The organism is Peptidiphaga sp., from assembly GCF_057238965.1.
In genome coordinates this window covers 1-3,628 of sequence record NZ_DBHHEV010000140.1, presented here as the reverse complement: position 1 = coordinate 3,628, position 3,628 = coordinate 1, and the positions used below count along the sequence as shown (strand labels likewise).

The window sequence follows — 3,628 nt, the reverse complement described above, 5'->3', positions numbered from 1 at the left end:
TCCTGAAGATGGGCTCGTGGCTTAGGCGAGGCCAGGCGAGCGGCGACGCCCACCAGCTCTTCCTCGAGGGCGGACGCCAGGCGGATTCCTTCTACCGCCAGCGCTGGAGCTACGACAAGGTGGTTCGTTCGACGCACGGCGTCAACTGCACGGGCTCGTGCTCGTGGAAGATCTACGTCAAGGACGGGATCATCACCTGGGAGTCTCAGCAGACCGACTACCCGACCACCGGCCCCGACATGCCCGAGTACGAACCGCGCGGGTGCCCCCGCGGCGCCGCATTCTCCTGGTACGAGTACTCGCCCACGCGCATCAAGTATCCCTACGTCCGCGGGGTGCTGTTGGACATGTACCGCGAGGCCAAAGACCGCCTGGGCGACCCTGTTCTGGCATGGGGCGACGTCGTCGGCGACGCCGTCAAGGCCAAAGCCTACAAATCCGCCCGCGGAACGGGCGGAATGGTGCGCACGACGTGGGAAGAGGCTATGGAGATCGTCGCCGCCTCGTACGTCCACACGATCAAAGAATTCGGTCCGGACCGCATCGCCGGCTTTTCGGTCATCCCCGCGATGTCGATGATCTCCTATGCGGCGGGCTCGCGATTCCACGAGCTCATCGGCGCGACCATGCTCTCCTTCTACGACTGGTACGCGGACCTTCCCCCGGCGAGCCCGCAGATGTTCGGCGATCAGACGGACGTCCCCGAATCCGGCGACTGGTTCAACTCGCAGTACCTCATCATGTGGGGGTCGAACGTCCCGCTAACGCGCACGCCCGACGCCCATTTCATGGCCGAAGCCCGCTACCACGGACAAAAAGTGGTGGTGGTCTCCCCCGATTTCGCCGACAACACGAAGTTCGCCGACGACTGGCTGAGAGTTCAGCCCGGAACCGACGCGGCGCTGGCCATCGCCATGGGGCACGTCATTCTCAAGGAGTTTTTCCTGGCCCGGCGCGAGCAGTACTTCATCGACTACATGAAGCGCTACTCCGACAGCCCGTTCCTCATCCAGCTCGACCACGCGATCGATGCGAGCCCCTCGCACATGGAGACCTATGTTCCGGGCAAGTTCTACACCGCGAATCTTGCGCCCGCCGGAACCACCGTGCGCACCGAGCATAACGACTTCCGCCCGCTCGTCATGGAGGCCGACGGCGCCCTCAAGGATCCGGGCGGCACGCTGGCCGACCATTTCGGCGAAGAAGGCGCCGGTCACTGGAATCTCAAACTCGACGGCGTCGAGCCCGTGATGTCGGTCATGGACACTGACGCCTGGGAGCCCGCCCTCGTCGCGTTGCCGCGATTCGACCTTCCGGCCGAAGAGGGCCAGGGTTCGATCGGAGCCGGCGTCATGTACCGCGGAGTGCCCGCCCGCAGAGTCGGCGGCCGCCTGGTCACGACCGTCTTCGACCTTCTGCTCGCGCAGTACGGCGTGGGGCGCGAGGGGCTGCCGGGCCAGTGGCCTTCCGGCTACGGCGATTCGACCGCCCCCGGCACTCCTGCCTGGCAGGAGGAGCTCACGGGCGTGCCCGCCGGCGCAGCCATCAAGATCGGCCGGGAATTCGCCGTCAACGCCCTCGAATCCGGCGGGCGCTCGATGATCCTCATGGGCGCTGGGACGAATCACTACTTCCATTCCGACACGATCTACCGCACCTTCCTCGCGCTGACGACGATGTGCGGGACCCAGGGCGTCAACGGCGGCGGATGGGCGCACTACGTCGGCCAGGAGAAGGTCCGCCCCATCACCGGCTGGGCGAACTACGCCTTCGCCCTGGACTGGCAGCGCCCCGCGCGGCAGATGATCTCCACCGGGTGGTACTACGTTTCCACCAGTCAGTGGCGTTACGACGGCGCGCAGGTCAAGCTCATGGCGAGCCCGACCGCCGCCGGCGCGCTCAACGGCAAAACCACGGCCGACTGCCTGGTCGAGTCCGCCCAGCGCGGCTGGATGCCGAGCTATCCGACGTTCAACAAATCCCCGCTTGTGTTGGGCAGGGAGGCGAAAGAGGCCGGCCTGGCCCCCGGAGAGTACGTTTCGCGCGAGCTGCGCGAAGGCAGGCTTCGCTTTGCCGTGGAGGACCCTGACGCCGCCGAGAACGTGCCGCGCATCCTCGCCAATTGGCGCACCAACCTGCTGGGTTCGTCCGCCAAGGGAACCGAGTTCTTCCTTCGCCACCTCATCGGCGCCAACAACGACGTCAATGCCGTGGAACTCGAAGAAGATCGGCGTCCGGCCTCGATGACGTGGAGGGAGCCCGTCAACGGCAAGCTCGACCTCATGTGGACGGCCGACTTCCGCAACACCTCGACCACATTGCACTCCGACGTCGTCCTTCCGGCCGCGACCTGGTACGAAAAGCACGACCTGTCGTCGACGGACATGCACCCGTTCATGCACTCGTTCAACGCGGCGGTCGACCCGCCGTGGGAGGCCCGCACCGATTTCGAGACGTTCCAGACCCTCGCCTACCTCGTCTCCAAGATGGCTGCCAGGCATCTGGGAACGCAGATCGACGCGCTGGCCGCGCCGCTCAGCCACGACACCCCGGACGAATTCGCCAATCCCGCCGGGGCGGTCCCGTCCGACAACCCGTGGGTCCCCGGCGTGACAATGCCGAAGATCGTCGGCATAGAACGCGATTACACGCAGATTGGCCATAAGTTCGACACCCTCGGCCCGCTCGTCGAGAAGGCGGGCATGCCGATCAAGGGGCTCCTGCTCACTCCAGACGAAGAGGTCGACTACCTCGGCAGACTGAACGGAACGGCTCCGCAAGACTACGGGCCGGGGGCCGGACGCCCGCTCGTCGACGGCGACGTCAAGGCCGCCGACGCCGTTTTGCGCCTGTCGGGCACGACCAACGGGCGGCTGGCCTACCAGGGATTCAAACGCCTGGAGGCCCGAACGGGAACCGAGATGGCGGACTTGGCTCTCGGCGACGAGGAACGCAGAATCAGCTTCGACGACACCCGGATCCAGCCGCGAAGCGTCATCACCTCGCCCGAGTGGTCGGGCTCCGAGCACGGCGGGCGCCGGTACAGCGCCTTCGTTCAGAACGTCGAACGGAACAAGCCCTGGCACACGCTGACCGGGCGCCCGCAGTTCTACATCGACCACGATTGGATGCAAGAGCTCGGCGAGACGCTGCCGATCTTCCGCCCCCCTTTGGACCTCCACCATTTGTACGGAGACGTCAAACTCGGCGCCACGGGAGTCTCGCCGGAGGGAACGGCCGAAGTCGCGGTGCGCTACCTCACCCCTCACAACAAATGGGCGATCCACTCCCAGTACTTCGACAATCCGCATATGTTGACGTTGGGGCGCGGAGGCCAGGCCATCTGGATGAGCCCCCAGGACGCGGAGAAGATCGGCGTCAAGGACAACGAATGGGTCGAGGCCTACAACCGAAACGGCATCGTTTCGGCCAGGGCGGTCGTCTCCCACCGCATGCCCGAAGGCACCGTGTTCATGCACCACGCCCAAGAGCGAACGATGAACACCCCGCTCAACGAACGCTCGGGCAGGCGAGGCGGAACCCATAATTCGCTGACGCGCATCCTTCTCAAGCCGACCCATCTCATCGGCGGGTACGCCCAGCTTTCCTTCGCATTCAACTACTACGG

At 65.5% G+C, this 3,628-nt stretch carries 1 protein-coding gene; it reads left to right on the top strand.

Annotated features, from left to right (window positions below; genetic code table 11):
• Positions 1 to 8: 8 nt before the first annotated feature.
• A partial coding sequence (locus ACO48X_RS11005; protein WP_485002128.1) for a nitrate reductase subunit alpha occupies positions 9 to 3,628 on the top strand: 3,620 nt, incomplete at its 3' end.